Origin of the sequence: Pseudomonas sp. ES4, from assembly GCF_050586665.1 — a bacterium.
Classification (GTDB): domain Bacteria; phylum Pseudomonadota; class Gammaproteobacteria; order Pseudomonadales; family Pseudomonadaceae; genus Aquipseudomonas; species Aquipseudomonas frederiksbergensis.
This window is the reverse complement of the sequence record NZ_JBOBDO010000037.1, coordinates 1-18,533: the sequence shown is the minus strand read 5'-3', so window position 1 is coordinate 18,533 and position 18,533 is coordinate 1. Positions and strand designations below refer to the sequence as shown.

Annotated in this window: 16 protein-coding genes; 8 read left to right on the top strand and 8 right to left on the bottom strand. The window is 59.8% G+C overall.

Features of this window, described 5'->3' with window-relative positions; translation table 11 throughout:
* Nucleotides 1-17 precede the first annotated feature (17 nt).
* The 7 genes from ACQ4OB_RS26415 (at nt 18) to ACQ4OB_RS26385 (ending at nt 5,603) form a co-directional block, all read left to right on the top strand.
* The gene (locus ACQ4OB_RS26415) at nt 18-1,007 is read left to right on the top strand and encodes an alpha/beta fold hydrolase (protein WP_430956754.1); all 990 of its coding nucleotides are present in this window, start codon (nt 18-20) and stop codon (nt 1,005-1,007) included.
* A 121-nt stretch (nt 1,008-1,128) separates the two neighbouring features.
* Complete coding sequence (rraA, locus tag ACQ4OB_RS26410) at nt 1,129-1,620, top strand: ribonuclease E activity regulator RraA (protein WP_074875018.1); 492 nt, start codon at nt 1,129-1,131, stop codon at nt 1,618-1,620.
* A gap of 26 nt (nt 1,621-1,646) precedes the next feature.
* Nucleotides 1,647-2,642 (top strand): zinc transporter ZntB, encoded by a 996-nt coding sequence (locus ACQ4OB_RS26405; RefSeq protein ID WP_074875020.1) that lies wholly within the window; start codon nt 1,647-1,649, stop codon nt 2,640-2,642.
* Between the two features lie 63 nt (nt 2,643-2,705).
* Nucleotides 2,706-2,954 (top strand): hypothetical protein, encoded by a 249-nt coding sequence (locus ACQ4OB_RS26400; protein ID WP_008146303.1) that lies wholly within the window; start codon nt 2,706-2,708, stop codon nt 2,952-2,954.
* Between the two features lie 2 nt (nt 2,955-2,956).
* Nucleotides 2,957-3,781, top strand: a complete 825-nt coding sequence (locus ACQ4OB_RS26395) for a mechanosensitive ion channel family protein (protein WP_074875022.1) — start codon at nt 2,957-2,959, stop codon at nt 3,779-3,781.
* Nucleotides 3,782-3,870: 89 nt separating this feature from the next.
* Nucleotides 3,871-4,461 carry an RNA polymerase sigma factor SigX gene (gene sigX / locus ACQ4OB_RS26390; protein WP_008146300.1) on the top strand — a complete coding sequence of 197 codons (591 nt, stop codon included), beginning with the start codon at nt 3,871-3,873 and terminating at the stop codon, nt 4,459-4,461.
* Nucleotides 4,462-4,568: 107 nt separating this feature from the next.
* Nucleotides 4,569-5,603 (top strand): OmpA family protein, encoded by a 1,035-nt coding sequence (locus tag ACQ4OB_RS26385; RefSeq protein ID WP_074875025.1) that lies wholly within the window; start codon nt 4,569-4,571, stop codon nt 5,601-5,603.
* A gap of 86 nt (nt 5,604-5,689) precedes the next feature.
* Here ACQ4OB_RS26385 and cobA read toward each other — a convergent pair whose 3' ends face one another.
* The 8 genes from cobA to ACQ4OB_RS26345 all read right to left on the bottom strand — a co-directional run bounded on the left by cobA (nt 5,690) and on the right by ACQ4OB_RS26345 (nt 17,243).
* Nucleotides 5,690-6,454: a uroporphyrinogen-III C-methyltransferase gene (gene cobA, locus ACQ4OB_RS26380; protein WP_430956753.1), complete on the bottom strand. Its 765-nt coding sequence runs from the start codon at nt 6,452-6,454 to the stop codon at nt 5,690-5,692.
* A gap of 10 nt (nt 6,455-6,464) precedes the next feature.
* Nucleotides 6,465-9,179, bottom strand: coding sequence for a molybdopterin-dependent oxidoreductase (locus ACQ4OB_RS26375; RefSeq protein WP_430956752.1), 2,715 nt, complete (start codon nt 9,177-9,179; stop codon nt 6,465-6,467).
* A complete protein-coding gene (nirD, locus tag ACQ4OB_RS26370) occupies nt 9,179-9,496 on the bottom strand; it encodes a nitrite reductase small subunit NirD (RefSeq protein ID WP_074875030.1) in 318 nt (105 codons plus the stop codon). The genes ACQ4OB_RS26375 and nirD overlap by 1 nt, the downstream gene beginning before the upstream one ends.
* Nucleotides 9,493-11,946: a nitrite reductase large subunit NirB gene (gene nirB, locus ACQ4OB_RS26365; RefSeq protein ID WP_074875032.1), complete on the bottom strand. Its 2,454-nt coding sequence runs from the start codon at nt 11,944-11,946 to the stop codon at nt 9,493-9,495. The genes nirD and nirB overlap by 4 nt, the downstream gene beginning before the upstream one ends.
* Nucleotides 11,947-12,282: 336 nt before the next feature.
* Nucleotides 12,283-13,953: a protein kinase domain-containing protein gene (locus ACQ4OB_RS26360; RefSeq protein ID WP_430956751.1), complete on the bottom strand. Its 1,671-nt coding sequence runs from the start codon at nt 13,951-13,953 to the stop codon at nt 12,283-12,285.
* Nucleotides 13,954-13,960: 7 nt separating this feature from the next.
* On the bottom strand, nt 13,961-15,172 hold the full coding sequence (locus ACQ4OB_RS26355; RefSeq protein ID WP_102616250.1) for a nitrate/nitrite transporter: 1,212 nt from the start codon (nt 15,170-15,172) through the stop codon (nt 13,961-13,963).
* A 268-nt stretch (nt 15,173-15,440) separates the two neighbouring features.
* A complete protein-coding gene (locus ACQ4OB_RS26350; RefSeq protein ID WP_074875038.1) occupies nt 15,441-16,016 on the bottom strand; it encodes an ANTAR domain-containing response regulator in 576 nt (191 codons plus the stop codon).
* 15 nt (nt 16,017-16,031) lie between these two features.
* A complete protein-coding gene (locus tag ACQ4OB_RS26345; protein ID WP_102616251.1) occupies nt 16,032-17,243 on the bottom strand; it encodes a CmpA/NrtA family ABC transporter substrate-binding protein in 1,212 nt (403 codons plus the stop codon).
* A gap of 229 nt (nt 17,244-17,472) precedes the next feature.
* Here ACQ4OB_RS26345 and ACQ4OB_RS26340 point away from each other — a divergent pair, with 229 nt between their 5' ends.
* Nucleotides 17,473-18,492 carry a quinone-dependent dihydroorotate dehydrogenase gene (locus ACQ4OB_RS26340; protein WP_076030344.1) on the top strand — a complete coding sequence of 340 codons (1,020 nt, stop codon included), beginning with the start codon at nt 17,473-17,475 and terminating at the stop codon, nt 18,490-18,492.
* Nucleotides 18,493-18,533 lie beyond the last annotated feature (41 nt).

Here is an 18,533-nt window from a genome sequence, read left to right as displayed (position 1 = left end):
TTTTGTGCAAGAGCATTATGCAAAGCAGCAGCAACCTATTTCCTGTCGCCCTGATCAGCGCCGAACGGCGCGGCGATCTGAGCGAAGACGTCTATCGTCTGAAACCCGGCAACAGCCCTGACGGCACCGTCGAACTGGCTGTGACTCGCCTGGGCATGGCGGATGGCTCCGACGTGCGCGGCGTTCCGGTTATTTTGCTTCATGGCAGCTTTTCCAATCGCCGGTTCTGGTTTTCCCCGAAGGGGCTTGGGCTGGGCGCCTATCTGACGCGTTTGGGATTCGATGTATGGATTCCCGAAATGCGTGGACATGGCCTGTCCCAGCGTAACCAGAACTACCGCAAGAACCGTGTTGCCGACTATGCCCGTTACGATTTGCCGGCCATTGGCGCGTTCGTGCGCGAGCAGAGCGGCCAGGTCCCGCACTGGATCGGTCACTCGCTGGGCGGGATTACCCTGGCGGCGGCATTGGGTGGTGAGTACATCGGCGAGCCGGTGGTGGCTTCCGCCGCGTTTTTCGGTACTCAAATCAGCCGCACCTACTGGCCGTTGAAAATTCCGCCGGTGGAGTGGAGCGGGCGCTTCATTCTCAAGCGTTTCGCCCAGTTGTCCGGCTCACGGCTCAAGCGCGGCCCGGAGGACGAGCCCATTGGCCTGGCCCTGGAAAGCATGCGCTGGCATGGCTTGTTCGGGCGCTTCGGCGATGCCGACAAGGATTGGTGGGCCGGATTGGCCGACGTTCAGTTACCGGTATTGGCCGTGAGCGCCGCCGGTGACCATCAGGACCCGACTTGGGCTTGTCGCAAGCTGTTCGATCAGGTGGGTTCCGAGCATAAGCAATTCATCAGCCTGGGTCGCGAGCAGGGCTTTGGCGATAATTTCGGTCACGTAGAGATGCTTGTCAGCAAAGCCGCGCAGACTGAAGTCTGGCCGCTGGTGGCGCGCTGGTTGGCGGATCAACAGACTCCCTTGCTGGGTGAAAAGCCGGATTTTGCTACGGCAAGCTGAGTCAGATGCTCTAACAAGGGCATTTCGCTCCGTTCGGCTTGCGGCTAAGATATGACGCATTGAGCTTTTCTGGTCACTTTGCGACATCCTCGATTGTCTTCCTCTCTACAGGAGTTTCTCGATGAACCATTACATCACGCCTGACCTTTGCGACGCTTATCCAGAACTGGTGCAGGTGCTGGAACCGATGTTCAGCAATTTCGGCGGCCGTGATTCTTTCGGCGGCGAAATCGTGACCATCAAATGTTTCGAAGACAATTCGCGGGTCAAGGAGCAGGTCGAGCTCCAGGGGAATGGCAAGGTGCTGGTGGTCGACGGTGGCGGTTCCCTGCGTCATGCGCTGCTGGGTGACATGCTGGCCGAGAAAGCCGCGAAAAACGGTTGGGAAGGGCTGGTGATCTACGGTTGCATCCGTGACGTGGATATCATCGCGCAGACCGATCTGGGCGTTCAGGCACTGGCCAGTCACCCGCGCAAATCCGACCGGCGCGGGCTCGGCGATCTCAACGTTGCGGTCACTTTTGCCGGTGTGACGTTCCATCCGGGCCACTACATTTATGCGGACAACAACGGCGTGATCATTTCGCCAAGCCCGCTGAAAATGCCTGAATAAGCGTTGAGTCAACCAAAGGGGTGAGGATGTTCGAGGAAGAAAACGCGCAGTGGGGGCTGGTACATGCCCTGGTGCTGGACGGTAAAGGCAGTGCGCGTTCGATAGCCCGGACTGAACTCGATGACTTGCGGCTGCAAGCCCATGAAAGCCTGTGGCTGCACTGGGATCGCAGTCACCCGCAAACCCGGACCTGGTTGCGAAAATCCAGCGGTCTGAGCGAGTTCAGCTGTGATCTTTTACTTGAAGAGAACACCCGTCCGCGTCTTTTACAGCTTCCGGACAGCGAACTGCTGCTATTTTTGCGCGGGGTCAACCTGAATCCGGGCGCCGAGCCGGAAGACATGGTCTCGGTGCGGATTTTTGGCTCGGCCCAGCGGGTTATTTCCCTGCGTTTGCGTCCGTTGCGTGCCACCGATGAGTTGCTGGTGCAGCTCGCCGAAGGCAAAGGACCGAAAACCGCGTCGGAACTCATCCTTTATATGGCGCAGTACCTCACCAACAAGGTGCAGGATCTGGTCAGTTGCCTCTCGGAAGTGGTCGATGAGGAAGAAGAAAAGCTGGATACCGACGAACGGTATACCCCCGAGCACGGAGCCGTTTTGCAGATCCGACGCAGGGCCGCTGCGCTGAAGCGTTTTCTTGCGCCGCAGCGGGAAATATTCGGACAGCTGACACGGATAAAACTGCCTTGGTTCGTCGAAGACGACGGTGATTACTGGAACGAATTGAACAACAGCCTGACCCGCTATCTCGAGGAGCTGGAATTGACCCGGGAGCGGGTGGGGTTGGTCCTCGAGGCCGAAGATAGACGTTTGAGCGTGCGAATGAACCGCACGATGTACCGCTTCGGGATCATCACCGGGATCTTTTTGCCGATGAGTTTTCTGGCGGGTCTTCTGGGCATCAATGTCGGCGGAATTCCGTTCTCTGCAAGCCCTTATGGCTTCCTGATTGCGTGTCTGATGATGGTCTCGGTGGCGCTGGGGCAGTGGTGGTTATTCCGCCGTTTGCGCTGGTTCTGACGGTGAGCCATGTGACCCGGGCAAATTTGATCGCGTCTTTCACAGACATCACGAGAGGTGCGTATGCACGATCCGTTTGAACAGTCTTTGCGTGACATGCTCAAGGCATCACCGTCCACCCGGGACGACGATGCGTGCCTGGGGCGTGTACTGAAAACCGCCAACCGCCAGGTCGGCGCCGGTGATCTGTTCAGCTTGCTGGGCCGCTGGCTGCCCGCGCTGATGATTGCCTTGAATAACGGATCGGCCCATGTCGCTCCGGTTTCCCGTCACCGTAAACCTACCGTTCGCACTGCTGATAAGGCTGATTGAATATGGAACTTGATCTCTGGACTCAGAGCCTCGTCACTGCAATGACTGCGTTATGGACCAAGATTGCAAATTTCATCCCGAACCTGTTCGGCGCACTGGTTGTGCTGCTGTTGGGTTTCGTCGTTGCGAAACTTTTGGACACTTTGCTGTCGAAGTTGCTCGCCAAACTGGGGCTCGATCGCCTGATGGGCGGCACTGGCCTGACCAAATTACTGTCCCGGGCCGGCCTTCAAGTACCGATCTCGACCTTGATCGGCAAGATTGTCTATTGGTTCGTTCTGCTGATTTTTCTGGTTTCTGCCGCAGAATCCCTTGGACTTGAGCGAGTTTCGGCTACGCTTGACATGCTTGCGCTGTATTTGCCGAAAGTATTTGGCGCCGCGCTGGTGTTGCTGGTGGGTGTTTTGCTCGCGCAATTGGCCAATGGGCTGGTGCGTGGTGCGGCAGAGGGCGTAGGGCTGGACTACGCTGCGGGCTTGGGGAGAATTGCCCAGGGCCTGGTGATTATCATCAGTATTTCGGTCGCAATCAGCCAGTTGGAGGTCAAGACTGACCTGCTCAACCACGTGATTGTGATTGTATTGATTACCGTTGGTCTGGCGGTTGCGCTGGCCATGGGGTTGGGAAGCCGGGAAATTGCCGGTCAGATTCTTGCGGGAATCTATGTGCGTGAGTTGTATCAGGTTGGGCAACAAGTGCGTGTTGGCGAGGTCGAAGGTCAGATCGAAGAGATCGGCACGGTTAAAACCACATTGCTGACCGATGAGGGTGAGCTAGTCTCTCTCTCCAATCGGATCCTCCTGGAACAGCATGTGAGTAGCCGCTAACCCGGCAAACCCTGCTAATGTATGCCGCCGCAAAAATGCCCTGAAAAGGGTTGCGGCGGACATTGACCTGACTGTCGGCCCGACTTGTTTTGAATAAAGCTCAATCGCTGTCTACGCGCTACGACCCCCGCGAGCTCTCTGATGAGGAGTTGGTCGCGCGCTCGCATACCGAGCTGTTTCACGTAACGCGCGCCTATGAAGAACTGATGCGGCGTTACCAGCGAACATTATTTAACGTCTGCGCACGGTATCTTGGGAACGATCGCGACGCAGACGATGTCTGTCAGGAAGTGATGTTGAAGGTGTTGTATGGCCTGAAGAACTTCGAGGGTAAATCGAAGTTCAAGACGTGGCTGTACAGCATCACGTATAACGAGTGCATCACGCAGTATCGGAAAGAACGGCGAAAGCGTCGCTTGATGGATGCTTTGAGTCTGGACCCCCTTGAGGAAGCGTCTGAAGAAAAGGCGCCGAAACCCGAGGATAAGGGTGGACTCGATCGCTGGTTAGTGTATGTGAACCCGATTGACCGTGAAATTCTGGTGCTACGATTTGTCGCAGAGCTGGAATTTCAAGAGATCGCGGATATCATGCACATGGGTTTGAGTGCAACAAAAATGCGTTACAAACGTGCTCTAGATAAATTGCGTGAGAAATTTGCAGGCATTGCTGAAACTTAGTTCGGCGCAAATATCTCTTACGTGTAGGCAAGTTCTGATAGACTTGCCGCCGAGTTGTCCCCCGGTTTGCGGGACTGCTTCACAATCACCAGATGGGGATTTAACGGATGAAACTGAAAAACACCTTGGGCTTGGCCATTGGTTCTTTGATTGCCGCCACTTCGTTCGGCGCTCTGGCACAAGGCCAAGGCGCAGTTGAAATCGAAGGCTTCGCCAAGAAAGAACAATTCGACAGCGCTCGTAACTTCAAGAACAACGGCAACCTCTTCGGTGGTTCGGTTGGTTACTTCCTGACCGACGACGTTGAACTGCGTCTGGCCTACGACGAAGTGCACAACGTGCGTTCCGACGACGGTCGTAACATCAAGGGCGCTAACACCGCTCTGGACGCTCTGTACCACTTCAACAACCCGGGCGACATGCTGCGTCCGTACGTATCGGCTGGCTTCTCCGATCAAAGCATCGGTCAGAATGGCTCCGGCGGTCGTGACCGTTCCACCTTCGCCAACGTTGGCGGCGGTGCCAAGCTGTACTTCACCGAGAACTTCTACGCTCGTGCTGGCGTTGAAGCTCAATACAACATCGACCAGGGCGACACCGAGTGGGCTCCAAGCGTCGGTATCGGTGTGAACTTCGGTGGCGGCTCCAAGCCTGCTGCTGCTCCAGTTCCAGCACCAGCTGAAGTCTGCGCCGACAGCGACAACGATGGCGTTTGCGACAACGTTGACAAGTGCCCGGACACCCCAGCCAACGTAACTGTTGACGCTGATGGTTGCCCAGCAGTTGCTGAAGTTGTTCGTGTTGAGCTGGACGTGAAGTTCGACTTCGACAAGTCGGTAGTCAAGCCTAACAGCTACGGCGACATCAAAAACCTCGCTGACTTCATGAAGCAGTACCCATCGACCAGCACTACTGTTGAAGGTCACACTGACTCCGTCGGTCCTGACGCTTACAACCAGAAACTGTCCGAGCGTCGTGCAAACGCCGTTAAGAACGTTCTGACCAACCAGTACGGTGTTGAATCGTCCCGCGTTCAGTCTGTTGGCTACGGCGAATCCCGCCCAGTTGCTGACAACGCTACTAAAGCTGGCCAAGCTGTAAACCGTCGCGTAGAAGCGCAGGTTGAAGCTCAAGCTAAGTAATTAGCTCGCAGCTCTGAAAAGCCCGGCTTAGGCCGGGCTTTTCTTTGTCTGCGATTTGATGAGGGGAGGGATGAAGCGGGGGGAAGTCAGGTTGACTGATTGACTGCAATCGAAGAGAAATCAGATACCGACAGGGATACTTCTGCACTGGCCGCGACCGCTCCGATCACCAGGATCGCCGGGCTTTTCAGCTTAAAGGCGTAGGCATCTTCTTCCATCGCAGTCAGGTCGCTCCGACATTCCCGTTGGTGTGGCAGGGAAGCGTTTTCAATCATCGCCACCGGGGTATCCGCCGCCATTCCTCCGGCGAGCAACTGCTCACGGATCTCGCTCAGTTTTGCGACACCCATATACACCACCAACGTCGTGCCACCTTGGGCCAGGGCTTGCCAGTTCAGGCTGCTGCCATCCTGAGTGTGGGCGGTGACCAGCGTCACGCCACGCGCAACACCCCGCAGGGTCAACGGAATATCGCATTGCGTTGCGCCGGCAAGCCCTGCAGTAATGCCGTTGACCAGTTCCACTTCGACTCCACGTTCACGCAGCCACTGCGCCTCTTCGCCGCCCCGGCCGAAAATGCACGGATCACCGCCCTTGAGGCGCACCACGCATTTTCCGTGGCGGGCATAACGCAGCATCAGGCGATGAATGAATGCCTGAGGTGTGGAGCGACAGCCGCCGCGCTTGCCCACGGGAATGATCCGCGCCTGCGGGCAATGTTCCAGCACCGCATCGTTGACCAGGTCATCGATCAGCACCACATCCGCTTCGCTCAACGCCCGCACGGCCTTGAGGGTCAACAATTCCGGATCGCCAGGACCCGCGCCCACCAGCCAGACTTTTGCGCTCATAGTGTTTTCCTCACGAGGTGACGGCGACCGGCTGCGAAGTGGCGGCCAGCAAACGCTTGATTTCCGGGACGCAGGAGCCGCATTGCGTGCCGCAGCCCAATTCTTGTTTCAGGCCTTGCAGGTCCAGGCCGCGGCTAATGCCGGCGCAGACTGCGCTTTGGCTGACGTTTTTGCAGTTGCACAGGGTTTTGTTCCCCGCGGCCGGTGCATTGGCGTTGCCTGGTGGCGCGCTCAGCGGTGCCAGCAGCCAGCGCCGCAGCTGTTCGTCAGCGCGACCTTCCAGCCACAGGCTTTGCAGCCAGTGTTGGGCAAGGGTTTCACCCGCCAGGCGAATCGCGGTGATCCGGCCGTTCTCGATCCGCACGCGTTTTCCGATGGAGCGCCGGGGGTCGTCATAGGCCAGAACCGGGCCATCGTTGAGTCCCAGGCATTGATCGATGTCGCGCAGCAGTTGCGGATCGGGCGCGACGGCGCTGGCAGCGCGTATCAGCAGCGCGGGGCGTTCACGGCCAGCGAGGCTGAGGCTGACGTAGGAAAACGCCTCACAAAGCGGTCGTAGCGTCTCAAAATTCTGTTGAACATCGCCTTCGATGAGGGCGAATAGCTGCCATGGCAGATTTACAGCTTCGAGACGCACGCCACTGTGTTTGAGTTCGGGCTGTTTCGATAGCGGGTCGAAGGCGGGAAGAGTGAGGGTATTTACGCCGCCCTTGAGGAAGCGATCACCCCAATGCATAGGCAGAAAGGCCTGGCCGGGGCGCACGCTGTCGTCGCCTCCAACGGCGACAATCACCGCACCACGGCGACTTTTCAGGCTGACCAGGTCGCCCGATTGCAACCGATGCCGACGCAGTTCATCCGGGTGCAAACTCAACACGGCTTCGCTGACGTGGCCGAATAGCTGGGCGGCGGTGCCGGTGCGGCTCATGCCGTGCCATTGATCGCGCAGGCGGCCGGTGATCAGGGTTAGCGGGAAGCGCGCGTCGCGTTGTTCCTTGGCGGCGCGGTACGGGTCGGCCACGAATTGCGCGCGCCCACTGGCCGTCGGGAAAATCCCGTCCAGATACAACCGGGCCGTGCCTTCGCTGGCACCCATGGGGAAAGGCCATTGCTGCGGGCCTAGGCGGTCGATCAACGCATGGCTGATGCCGGACAAGTCCAGATCACGCCCGCGGGTCAATTGCTTGTACTCGTCGAAGATCTGCGCCGGGTTTTCAAAGGCAAACAGACTGGTTTGTCCGGGACGCAGATATTTCTCCAGGCGCTGTGCGAAATCCACGGTGATCGCCCAGTCAGAGCGGGCTTCGCCAGGTGCGACGATGGCTCGACGAACGTGGGAAATGCGCCGTTCGGAGTTGGTTACCGTGCCGTCCTTTTCACCCCAACTGGCAGCAGGCAGCAGCAAGTCAGCGAAGGCTGCGGTTTCGGTGGTGCGGAAGGCCTCCTGCAACACCACGAACGGACAGGCTTGCAGCGCCTCGCGCACAGCGGTTTGATCCGGCATTGATTGTGCTGGATTGGTGCAAGCGATCCACAGAGCCTTGATTTTTCCGCTGCGCACCTGCTCAAACAATTCAATGGCAGTAAGCCCGGTGCTTGCAGGCAATTGATCCACACCCCAATACCCTGCCACTTCCGCGCGATGTTCAGCATTGGCGGCTTCGCGATGGCCGGGCAGCAGGTTCGACAGGCTACCGGTTTCGCGGCCGCCCATGGCGTTTGGCTGACCGGTCAGGGAGAAAGGTCCTGCGCCGGGGCGGCCGATTTGCCCGGTGGCCAGGTGCAGGTTTATCAGTGCGCTGTTTTTTGCGCTGCCAGCGGTGGACTGGTTCAGTCCCATGCACCACAGCGACAGAAAACTCGGGGAAGTGCCAACCCATTCTGCGCATTGATGCAGTTGTTCAGTGCTGATCCCACAGAGCTGCGAAACCATCTGCGGCGTGTAATCGCGCACCAGGTTCTTCAGTTCGGCCAGGCCTTCGGTGTGGGCCTTGATGAAGTCGCGGTCGACCCAGTCTTCCCACAGCAGCAGGTGCAAAATCCCATGGAACAAGGCGACATCGGTGCCTGGCAGAATCGCCAGGTGCAGGTCAGCCAGATCGCAGGTGTCGGTACGACGCGGGTCGATAACGATGACTTTCATCTGCGGCCGGCGGGATTTCGCTTCTTCCAGTCGACGGAAAAGTACCGGGTGGGCGTAGGCCATGTTGCTGCCGACGATCATCACGCAGTCGCTCAGTTCCAGGTCTTCGTAGCTGCACGGCGGTGCGTCGGCGCCCAGGCTGCGCTTGTAACCAACTACTGCCGAAGACATGCACAGGCGCGAATTGCTGTCGATGTTGTTGGTGCCCACCAGCGCGCGCGCCAGTTTGTTGAAGGCGTAGTAATCCTCGGTCAGCAATTGCCCGGAAATGTAGAACGCCACGCTGTCCGGGCCGTGTTCGGCAATGGTCTCGGCAAAAACGCTGGCGGCGTGATCGAGGGCGGTGTCCCAGTCGGTGCGGCTGCGGGCCAGGCCTTTGCCCAGGCGCAGTTCGGGATACAAGGCCCGGGCTGCGAGGTCGCCGGTCAGGTGCAAGGTAGAGCCTTTGCTGCACAATTTGCCGAAGTTGGCCGGGTGGGCCGGATCGCCGCTGACGCCGAGAATGCGCTCGCCGTCATGCTCGATCAGCACGCCGCAGCCGACCCCGCAGTAGCAACAGGTGGAAGCGGTGATCTGGTTCATCAGTTTGCTTCCCGCAGAGCCAGCAACACCCGGCCGTTCTCGACCCGTGCTGAGTGGTGGTGAGCGCAACCGATGTCCGGGGCCTGGGCTTCCCCAGTCTCAAGGTCGATCTGCCAGTTGTGCAGCGGGCAGGCGACTCGTTTGCCGTAGATCAGACCTTGGGACAGTGGCCCGCCCTTGTGTGGGCAGCGGTCATCGAGTGCGAAAACCTCATCGTCGCTGGTACGAAAAATCGCGATGTCGCCTTTCGGGCCAGCGATGATCCGCGAGCCCAGGGCATTGATTTCTTCCAGTGCGCAGATATCCAGCCAGTTCATGCCGGCACCTCCAGATTCTTCACTGTGATGACGTCGAATTCTTTCTTCAGCAGCGGTTGTTCCAGGCGTTCCTTCCACGGGTCCTGTTCGAACGACAAGGAGAATTGCAAGCGCTCGTTGAGCGCCTTGCGCCGCTCCGGGTCTTCCAGCACGGCTTTCTTGATGTGTTCCATGCCGACCCGTTGCAGGTAGTGCACGGTGCGTTCGAGGTAGAAAGCCTCTTCGCGATAAAGCTGCAGGAACGCGCCGTTGTATTCACGCACTTCTTCGGCGGTTTTCAGTTTGACGAAGAATTCCGCGACCTCGGTTTTGATCCCGCCGTTGCCGCCGATGTACATTTCCCAGCCCGAATCCACGCCGATAATTCCGACGTCCTTGATGCCCGCTTCCGAACAGTTGCGTGGGCAACCGGAGACGGCGAGTTTCACTTTATGCGGCGACCACATGTTGAACAGGTCGTGCTCAAGCTCGATGCCCAGTTGCGTGGAGTTCTGCGTACCAAAACGGCAGAACTCGCTGCCGACGCAAGTCTTCACGGTGCGGATGGATTTGCCGTAGGCGTGGCCGGACGGCATGTCGAGATCTTTCCAGACGCCGGGCAGGTCCTGCTTCTTGATCCCCAGCAAATCGATACGCTGGCCGCCGGTCACCTTGACCATCGGCACGTTGTATTTGTCGGCCACGTCGGCAATGCGCCGCAGTTCCGAAGGATTGGTCACACCGCCCCACATCCGCGGGACTACAGAGTAAGTGCCGTCTTTCTGAATGTTGGCGTGGGCCCGTTCGTTGATCAGGCGCGATTGCGGGTCGTCCTTGGCTTCGCCCGGCCAGGTGGAAATCAGGTAGTAGTTGAGCGCCGGGCGGCATGTGGCGCAGCCGTTCGGCGTGCGCCAGTTCAGGTAGCTCATGGTGCCAGCGATGGTCAGCAGGTGCTGGTCGCGGATGGCCTGGCGGATTTGCCCGTGGTTCAGGTCGCTGCAACCGCAAATGGCTTTTTCGCTTTTCGGTTTGACGTCTGCTGCGCCGCCCACGGTGTTGATCAGGATCTGTTCCACCAACCCTGCGCAGGAGCCGCAGGAGCTGGCAGCCTTGGTGTGTTTCTTGACGTCGTCGACGCTGAACAGCCCGTGTTCCTGAATCGCCTTGACGATGGTGCCTTTGCACACGCCGTTGCAGCCGCAGACTTCGGCGGTGTCGGCCATGCTCATGGCTTTGTCCTGACCCTGATGTCCTACGTCGCCCAAGGCGTTTTCGCCGAACATGAGGTGATCGCGGATCTCGTCGATGGCGTGGTTCTCACGGATCTGCCGGAAATACCAGCCACCGTCTGCCGTATCGCCGTACAGACAGGCCCCGACCAGCACGTCATCCTTGATCACCAGTTTTTTGTAGACCCCGCCGATAGGGTCGGAAAGGGTGATGGTTTCAGTGCCTTCGCCGCCCATGAAGTCGCCAGCGGAGAACAGGTCGATGCCGGTGACTTTCAATTTGGTCGACGTCACCGAACCCTTGTAGGTGGCGAAGCCCAGTTGGGCGAGGTGGTTGGCGCAGACCTTGGCCTGTTCGAACAGCGGCGCCACCAGGCCGTAGGCTATGCCGCGGTGGCTGGCGCATTCGCCGATGGCGTAGACCCGAGGGTCGTAGGTTTGCATCGTGTCATTGACCAGAATCCCGCGGTTGCAAGGGATGCCGGATTTTTCCGCGAGTTCGGTGTTGGGGCGAATACCGGCGGCCATCACCACCAGGTCGGCGGGGATGATGTCGCCATTCTTGAACTCGACCGAGCCGACCCGGCCATTGCCGGCATCGTGCAGGGCCTGGGTCTGCTCGCACAGGCGAAAGTGCAGGCCACGGGCTTCCAGGGCGGTTTGCAGGAGTTGGCCGCTGGTTTTGTCCAGTTGCCGTTCCAGCAGCCATTCGCCGATGTGCACCACGGTGACGTGCATGCCGCGCAGCATCAGGCCGTTGGCCGCTTCCAGGCCGAGCAGGCCGCCACCGATTACAACGGCGTGCTTGTGGGTTTTCGCCGTGTCGATCATGGCCTGGGTGTCGGCGATGTCGCGGTAGCCGATTACGCCGTCCAGAGTGTTGCCGGGAATCGGCAGGATGAACGGGGTCGAACCGGTGGCGATCAGCAGGCGATCGTATTCGGCCTCGCTGCCGTCTTCAGCGATCACGCGGCGTTTGACCCGGTCGATCTCCACCACTTTGCGGTTGAGCAGCAACTTGATGTTGTTGTCCAGGTACCAGTCCAGATCGTTGAGCACGATCTCTTCGAAGGTCTGTTCGCCGGCCAGCACGGGCGAGAGCAGGATGCGGTTGTAGTTGGTATGAGGTTCGGCGCCGAAGACCGTGATGTCGTACAGCTCATTGCTCAACTTGAGCAGTTCTTCCAGGGTGCGAACCCCGGCCATGCCGTTGCCGATCATCACCAGTTTTAGTTTTTTCATCAGGATCTCCGGGAGCTCAGACTCGCCTCAACAGGGCTTTCAGGTCTTGCTCGACAAATGTGCGCAAACAAAAAAAGGCGTCCCGCTAGTTGCCTAGCGAGGACGCCTTTGTCCTGGTCCCGTTCTCTCGGGCAGCGCACCCTTCATCGTTGAAGGTTGGGCTTTATGTATGGTGAGAGAGGTAATGCAGTGGTTGTGCCAAGTTCTTCAGGTGCCCGGATTTACTGGAGGGAATCGCGCTCTAGGCATTTGGATTGGGATGTTTGTGCACCGAAACAATGCATGTTGCCCGTAATTGGCGCGGTCTCAAGGGATCGGTATTACAAGGGGGCGGTGTCAGTCGTGGAACAGCAGAAACAGCAGCACCAGGTTCACCAGCAACGACACCAGCGCCAAGGTCCGCCAGACCTTCAATGGTTCGCGCTCCAGCAGCGGCCTGGGGCGCACGCTCAAACTGCGCCGCTCGCCCTGTTCCAGCAGCAGTAACCATTCTTCCGCCGTTTCAAAGCGTTGATCCGGATCCGCCGCTACTGCGTGCTCCAGACTTTTCGCAATCCATTCCGGCAGGTCGGGTCGATAGCGACTGGCGCTGACAGGAACCCCGAACCGTGGGCGCTGGAAAGCTTCGATTTCACCGTAGGGATAATGCCCGGTGAGCAGGAAATACAAGGTCACGCCGACGGCATACAGGTCCTGTTGCGGTGTCGGTGCGTCCCCGCGAAAGGCTTCCGGCGCGATATAGCTGGGGGTTCCGGGCAGGGCAGAAGGCTGGTCTTCGGACAGGCCCGGGCAGTAGGCGAGACCGAAATCCAGCAGGCGCAATTCGCCGTCGTCCCCCAGCAGCAAGTTCTCCGGTTTGATATCGCGATGAAGAATCTGCCGTCGATGCAGCATGCCAACGGCGCGCAGCAGGCGTTCGGCCAGATCCTGCCATTGGGGCAGCGGCAGCGGTCCTACATCGGCGTGCAATTGCGCCAAGGTCGATCCGGAATATTCCCGCATCACGTAGTACAAATGCTGACGCTGACTGGCGGCATGGACTTCAGGGAAGTGCCGCCCGGCCACGCGCTTGAGAAACCATTCTTCCGACAGCAACGCCTGCCCTGCGAGGTGATCGTCACGCAGCGCGCCCGGCAAGGTTTTCAGTAGCCAGGGCTGTTGTTGCCCATCGCGCACCCGATAAAGCAGCGACTGCTGGCTCTGGCCGAGTATCCCTTCGACCTGCCAGCCTTCGAAAGGCTGGCCCGGTTTCAAGGCCGGTGGCAGCGGCCACTGCTGCAAATGAATCAACGCATCGCCGATGCTGGTTTCACCGAGGGCATCGACCCGCACCAACAAGGCGCTGGCGTTGTCCTGGCTGCCGGCCAGATGCGCCGCACTGACCAAGGTCTGCGCCGCGCTGTTCAAATCCGGTTGATCGCGCAGAATTGCCGCGATCGCAGTGTCGCCCAGCACGGCCCAAATGCCGTCGCTGAGCAGTACGAAACTTTCGTTCAAGCGCAGTTCGCCATCGAGAAAATCCAGCACCAAATGCTGATCGAGCCCAAGTGCCCGTTTGAGTACATGCTGCATGCCCGGCTGGTCCCAGACGTGATCCTCGCTGACCCGTTGCAAGGTGTCGGCGTGCCAGCGATAAACCCGGCAATCGCCGACATGGGCCAAGGTAAATCGCCTGCCGCGCATGACCAAGGCACTGACGGTGGTGAGCAACGGTTGCCCACCGCCATTGGCCTGCAACCAGCGATTTTGTGCCAGTAGCAGGCGATCCAAGGCCTGCGCGACGCCCCAGGTTTCCGGCGTGGCGTAGTAATCCAGCGCCAGGGCCTGCAACGTCGAGCGGGCGGCGAGGCCACCATCGGCACACTGGCTGACGCCATCGGCGATGGCGAACAGGTAGCCCTTACTCGCCGCCAGCGCCGGGGCCGGAGTCACCAGGCGCAGGGCGTCCTGATTCTCCTCGCGAGGGCCGATGGCGCTCGCTTCGGCAAAACTCAGTTGCAGGCTCATTGAAGCCTCAGACCCGTGCAGCGGTCACGGCCGCCGAACCCCACGTGGTTCTCCAGCGACGTTTCACACCGTGCAGACCGAACCAGGCCAGAACGCCAAGGCTGGCGAACAACCACAAGGCCAGTTGATAACTGCCGGTGCTTTGCTTGATCGCGCCCATGCCTGCTGCCAGCGCAAATCCACCGATACCGCCGGCCATGCCGATCAAACCGGTCATCACACCGATCTCGCGACGAAAACGCTGCGGCACCAATTGGAAAACGGCGCCGTTACCGGCACCCAAACCGAGCATGGTGCAGACGAAAAGTGCCAGCGCCGCGTAGGAACTCGGCAGATTGAAACCCACCGCGGCGATGCAGAGCGCCGCCACCGTGTACATCCCCAGAAGGGTGCGAATGCCACCGAAACGATCCGCCAGAGCGCCACCCAACGGACGCATCAAGCTGCCACCGAACACGCATGCGGCAGTGTAGTAGCCGGCGGTCACCGGGCTGAGGCCATATTGGTCGTTGAAATAACCGGGCAGGGCGCTGGCCAGGCCGATGAAGCCGCCGAAGGTCACGCTATAGAAAAACATGAACCACCAGCTGTCGCGGTCGCCCAAGGCCTTGAAATAGTCGGACACGGACTTGGCTTTTGGCCGCTCAGGCGCGTTTTTCGCCAGCCAGGCGAAGACGATGATGGTCAGGATCAGCGGGATCAGGGCGAAGCCGAACACGTTGCTCCAGCCAAATGCTGCGGCCAGCACCGGGGCGATCAGTGCGGCGAGCACAGTGCCCGAGTTACCGGCACCGGCGATGCCCATGGCTTTGCCTTGGTGCTGAGGGGGATACCATTGCGAGGCCAGCGGCAAGGCGACGGCAAAGGACGCGCCGGCCATGCCGAGGAACAGGCCCAGCAACAGCGCTTGTTCGTAGCTGTGGATGCCGTGTTTCCAGGCAACGAACAGGGCGCAGATGACGATCACCTGGCCAATCAGCCCGGCAGTTTTCGGCGACAGGCGATCAGCCAGCAAGCCCATTACAAAGCGCAATACCGCCCCGGCCAGAATCGGCGTGGCCACCACCAGCCCGCGCTGTTGGGTGGTCAGGTGCAAGTCGGCGGCGATCTGCACCGCCAGTGGGCCGAGCAGGTACCAGACCATGAAACTCAGGTCGAAATAGAGGAAGGCCGCGAACAATGTCGGGGTATGGCCAGATTTCCAGAAGCTTGAATTCATCGCGCACCTCAGCTGTTAGGAGTCTCGAGAAGGAGTCATGAGCTTGCAGGTGGGGCGCCGCATCGGCCGCACCACCGGCCCCGGTCTGTGGGGCCAAAACAAAAAAACGCCGCCACCGGATTCGCCAAAGGGCAAATGAGGTGAGCGACGTCTTTGTCGTAGGTGGGGCAACCGCCGTTGGTTACCTGTAGTGATTACTTTGCGAGATCTGTGCCACATTCACGCTGATCGTTCCCACGCTCTGCGTGGGAACGATCGTTTGGGGGAGTCAGCCGAGCAACTCACTCATGGCAATGATCTGCTCCGCCACCTGAATCAGCTTCTGCTGGCGGCTCATGGCCTGGCGGCGCATCAGGGTGTAGGCCTCTTCCTCGTTGCAGTCCTTCATTTTCATCAACAGCCCTTTGGCCAGCTCGATGCGCTTGCGCTCGGCCAGTTGCTGGTCGCGGGCATTGAGTTGGGCGCGCAGGGCCTGGTCGCTTTCAAAACGCGCCATGGCGACGTCGAGAATCGGCTGCAAGCGCTGTGCGTGGATGCCTTCGACGATGTAGGCACTGACCCCGGACTTGATCGCCTGACGCATCACATTGGGGTCATGTTCATCGGTAAACATCACGATCGGCCGTGGTTGGTCGCGGCTCACCAGCACCACTTGTTCCATGACATCGCGGCTCGGTGACTCGGTATCGATCAAAATCACGTCCGGACGCACCGTTTCGACGCGCGCAGGCAGGTCGATGGTCAAGCCTGACTCGTCGATCACCTCGAACCCGGCTTCGGTCAGGGCCGCCTTCAGGCGTCCGACTTTCTTTGCGGTGTCGTTGATCAGCAGGATACGCAACATATTCGCAGTCTCCTGTCAGCGGCTGGCGAGAAGGGGCGAGCTGTCGCTCATGGCGTGCAGTTTGAAACTGCGGGCATAACCGGCAGGGTCCCGGCCATCCCAGACTTTGCCGTCGATCAACTGGCTGCTGCGCATTGGCTGATCACTCGCGGCCACACCGACAGCGGTGGCGGCCTCTCGATACAAGTCTAGTTGCTGGACCTGACGGGCCACGCCCAGGTAGTCCGGGTCGTCGCGCAACAAGCCCCAACGGCGGAACTGAGTCATGAACCACATGCCATCGGACAGATACGGCAGATTGACCTCGCCATCATCGTGGAAGCGCAGTGCGTGCGGGTCTTGCCAGCGATTACCCAGGCCATCGGCGTAGTCACCGAGCAATCGCGGTTCGATGCAATCGAGTGGCGCGTCAAGGTATTGCGGAGCGCTCAACAGCTTTGCGGTGCTGCGGCGATTCTCGGTGCTTTCTTCGATGAAGCGGCTGGCCTCCAGAATCGCCATCACCAGCGCCCGTGCGGTGTTGGGGTATTGCTCGACAAAGGCGCGGGTGCAGCCGAGGACTTTTTCCGGGTGATCGGGCCAGATGGTCTGGGTGGTGGCCATCGTGAACCCCAGGTTTTGCTGCACCGCGCTGGCGGACCATGGTTCACCGACGCAGAAGCCGTCGATGCGCCCGGCTTGCAGGTGCGCGACCATCTGCGGCGGCGGTACCACCACGCTGTCGACGTCCTGCAACGGATGGATGCCCTGGCTCGCGAGCCAGTAATACAGCCACATGGCGTGGCTGCCCGTAGGAAATGTCTGGGCGAAGGTGAGTTTTGGGCGACTTTGGTGCACGTGCCGCTCCAGTGCTTCAGGACTGGTCACGTCCAGCGCCTGCAAGCCATGGGAGAGGTTGATGCTCTGGCCATTCTGATTCAGGCCCATGAGCACCGCCATGTCGGTCGACGCGACACCGCCGATGCCCAAATGCACGGCGTAGATCAGACCGTACAAACTGTGGGCGGCGTCGAGTTCGCCGCTGACCAGTTTGTCCCGCAGGTTGGCCCAGGACGACTGGCGCTTGAGGTTCAGGGTCAGGCCATACGGTTGGGCAAAGCCCTGCGTGGCCGCGACCACTACCGAGGCGCAGTCGCTCAGGGCCATGAAGCCGAGGTTGATTTCGGTCTTTTCCGGGGCATCGCTGCCGTTGACCCAGGCCAGAGGGTTGGCTGGAACTTCAATCATCTGTAAACACCTTTCATAAAAAAGCGCCGGACCGGGCTGCTTGCCGGGGCAAGGCCAAGTGACGACGCCTTTGTCTTTCGACTCATCCCGCCGTTGGCATGAGTGCTGATGTGAGTGGCGGTGCAAGGCATATGCCATCGCCCGCTGATTTTCTCGCGCGCCTCGCCTGCAACCCCGATGCCCGGCTATAATCGCCGCCACTTTTCGTAGCCCAGAGTCAAACCTGCCCATGTACACCCTGGCCCGTCAGCTGTTGTTCAAACTTTCCCCGGAAACCTCCCACGATCTGTCCCTGGACCTGATCGGCGCGGGCGGGCGTTTGGGCCTCAACGGCTTGCTGTGCAAGGCGCCGGCTAAATTGCCGGTGACCGTCATGGGCCTGGACTTCCCGAACCCGGTGGGTCTGGCGGCCGGTCTGGACAAGAACGGCGCGGCCATCGACGGTTTTGCGCAACTGGGTTTCGGGTTTGTCGAAATCGGCACCATCACCCCGCGTCCGCAGCCGGGCAACCCCAAGCCACGGATTTTCCGTCTGCCGGATGCCGAGGCGATCATTAACCGCATGGGGTTCAACAACCTCGGCGTCGATCACCTGCTGGCTCGAGTGGCGGCGGCAAAGTTCAAGGGTGTGCTGGGCATCAATATCGGCAAAAACTTCGATACCCCGGTTGAGCGAGCGGTCGACGACTACCTGATCTGCCTGGACAAGGTCTACGCCCACGCCAGCTACGTGACAGTCAACGTCAGCTCGCCGAACACCCCGGGCCTGCGCAGCCTGCAATTCGGTGATTCGCTGAAGCAATTGTTGGCCGACCTGGCGACGCGCCGTGCAGAACTGGCGCTGCGCCACGGCAAACATGTACCGCTGGCGATCAAGATTGCGCCGGACATGACCGACGAAGAAACCGTTCAGGTCGCGCAAGCGCTGATCGAAACCGGTATGGACGCGGTGATCGCCACCAACACCACCTTGAGCCGCGTTGGTGTAGAAGGCATGGAACATGGTGACGAGGCGGGCGGTCTGTCCGGCGCACCGGTTCGCGACAAGAGCACCCACACCGTGAAGGTGCTGGCGGCCGAGTTGGCTGGTCGCTTGCCGATCATCGCCGTGGGCGGCATCACCGAAGGCAAGCACGCGGCTGAGAAAATCGCTGCAGGGGCCAGCCTGGTGCAGCTCTATTCCGGCTTCATCTATAAAGGCCCGGCGCTGATCCGGGAATCCGTCGACGCGATAGCAGCCCTGCGCTGACCTGTAGCAGCTGCCGAGCACCGCGAGGCTGCGTTCGGCTG

Bases quoted from the DNA above. Each gene is read 5' to 3' on its own strand.
- ACQ4OB_RS26395 (WP_074875022.1), top strand. From the start codon at position 2,957: ATGGAACTTGATCTCTGGACTCAGAGCCTCGTCACTGCAATGACTGCG.
- cobA (WP_430956753.1), bottom strand. From the start codon at position 6,454: ATGAGCGCAAAAGTCTGGCTGGTGGGCGCGGGTCCTGGCGATCCGGAA.
- ACQ4OB_RS26345 (WP_102616251.1), bottom strand. From the start codon at position 17,243: ATGATTGAAGTTCCAGCCAACCCTCTGGCCTGGGTCAACGGCAGCGAT.
- ACQ4OB_RS26415 (WP_430956754.1), top strand. From the start codon at position 18: ATGCAAAGCAGCAGCAACCTATTTCCTGTCGCCCTGATCAGCGCCGAA.
- rraA (WP_074875018.1), top strand. From the start codon at position 1,129: ATGAACCATTACATCACGCCTGACCTTTGCGACGCTTATCCAGAACTG.
- ACQ4OB_RS26375 (WP_430956752.1), bottom strand. From the start codon at position 9,179: ATGAACCAGATCACCGCTTCCACCTGTTGCTACTGCGGGGTCGGCTGC.
- ACQ4OB_RS26340 (WP_076030344.1), top strand. From the start codon at position 17,473: ATGTACACCCTGGCCCGTCAGCTGTTGTTCAAACTTTCCCCGGAAACC.
- ACQ4OB_RS26360 (WP_430956751.1), bottom strand. From the start codon at position 13,953: ATGAGCCTGCAACTGAGTTTTGCCGAAGCGAGCGCCATCGGCCCTCGC.
- ACQ4OB_RS26350 (WP_074875038.1), bottom strand. From the start codon at position 16,016: ATGTTGCGTATCCTGCTGATCAACGACACCGCAAAGAAAGTCGGACGC.
- nirD (WP_074875030.1), bottom strand. From the start codon at position 9,496: ATGAACTGGCTGGATATCTGCGCACTGGAAGAAATCAATGCCCTGGGC.
- ACQ4OB_RS26355 (WP_102616250.1), bottom strand. From the start codon at position 15,172: ATGAATTCAAGCTTCTGGAAATCTGGCCATACCCCGACATTGTTCGCG.
- ACQ4OB_RS26405 (WP_074875020.1), top strand. From the start codon at position 1,647: ATGTTCGAGGAAGAAAACGCGCAGTGGGGGCTGGTACATGCCCTGGTG.
- ACQ4OB_RS26385 (WP_074875025.1), top strand. From the start codon at position 4,569: ATGAAACTGAAAAACACCTTGGGCTTGGCCATTGGTTCTTTGATTGCC.
- ACQ4OB_RS26400 (WP_008146303.1), top strand. From the start codon at position 2,706: ATGCACGATCCGTTTGAACAGTCTTTGCGTGACATGCTCAAGGCATCA.
- nirB (WP_074875032.1), bottom strand. From the start codon at position 11,946: ATGAAAAAACTAAAACTGGTGATGATCGGCAACGGCATGGCCGGGGTT.